Origin of the sequence: Chromatocurvus halotolerans (assembly GCF_004340525.1) — a bacterium.
GTDB lineage: Bacteria > Pseudomonadota > Gammaproteobacteria > Pseudomonadales > Halieaceae > Chromatocurvus > Chromatocurvus halotolerans.
This window is the reverse complement of record NZ_SLWX01000042.1, coordinates 1-1,343: the sequence shown is the minus strand read 5'-3', so window position 1 is coordinate 1,343 and position 1,343 is coordinate 1. Positions and strand designations below refer to the sequence as shown.

General features: G+C 53.0%; 1 protein-coding gene. It reads left to right on the top strand.

Annotated features, from left to right (window positions below; all coding sequences use genetic code 11):
• Nucleotides 1-817 precede the first annotated feature (817 nt).
• Complete coding sequence (locus tag EV688_RS17310) at nucleotides 818-1,255, top strand: DUF533 domain-containing protein (RefSeq protein ID WP_117319742.1); 438 nt, start codon at nucleotides 818-820, stop codon at nucleotides 1,253-1,255.
• Nucleotides 1,256-1,343: the final 88 nt, after the last annotated feature.

Genomic DNA, 1,343 nt, shown 5'->3' with positions numbered 1-1,343 from the left:
GCACTCAGAACCACCAGAAGCAAAACTAACAGCTTTGAACCGTTACCACGACTTTAAACCGTGTCTGTCGGACGTGAGTCCGACAGACTGCTAGGAAACTAACAGCTTGCTTTAGGCGCGTCATTGGTCAAAAACAGGCACAAAATGGACAGTTTTTTTCGGCACCAATTTGCCTGGGATGTTGACATGGCATCATCTCCGCAGCATGTGATCAACGATACTTTCATCGCACTCGTTATCACCGATAGTCCTGACGCAGCGTGCAACAGCGTTACAGCACTCGCCGTTCGCAAGCTATAGCGCCTGGACCCCACCCATAAAATGGGTCGTCAAGGCCCCTTACCGACAAAGCCTTATCAGAGCCTTGAGTTAACCGCGTTCTTATGATCGGATTTCACCATCCGCCCAGGCGGCTGTTCATTCGTCGATAACGATGTGTGCATCTTCTGGATAGTGACCGTTGTGAAGGCGCGGCGACGCCGTAACTGGCGTAACCGGCGGGCAAAGCCCTGTGCGGTATCTGCGATATAATGTGGGCGCTGCCCTACATGCGTCCCTGGGATTCCCGCTTAGCGAAGTTAAACGATCAGGCCCGAAAGGCAGTGATTTCACCTGATATCAGCGAATGGTAGACTTTCGATGCTCGGCGTTTCTTTCCGATGAAACACCAGTGGCGCAATCGATTCTCCCGGCGTATCGGTAGCTCAAAATTCGAATTTCCTTTCACTGGTTAAGATTTTGTACTCGACTTTTACGATTAGGCATGGAACCACCACACATTCGAGGCCTCAAGCACAACCATGGGAGAATTTGATCAATGAACGTATCCTCAATTCTGAACCAGTTGATGAAACAGGCCGGTGGCCAGTCGTCGGGCCAAGGTTCCGGTACCGGTATGGATGTTGGCAAGATGGTCGATAGTTCTACATCACAGTTACAGGGCAAACAGGAATCGACAGGTGGCATTGACGTAAAGAGCCTTCTCGGGGGTGGGGCTTTGGGTATGCTGGTGGGGTCGAAGCGAGGCCGAAAGACGGGCGGCAAAGTGCTGAAATACGGGGCCCTCGCCGGAGCTGGATACCTTGCGTGGAAAGCGTATCAGAACCATCAGGACGGCTCATCGCAGGCAAATTCGCAGTCGGTGGTACACCGCGAGGGCCAGCCGCTGGAACAACTGCAGGGACAGGCGCAGGAGCGGCGTGGGCTGGAAATACTACAAGCCATGATCATGGCTGCCAGAGCAGATGGCTGTTGAATGCCGCCCAAAATTGACCCACCCAAGGGGGTAATTTCCGTCCAAAACTGACCCACTGAATCCGCTACGCTGCTCATTTTTTGAGCGG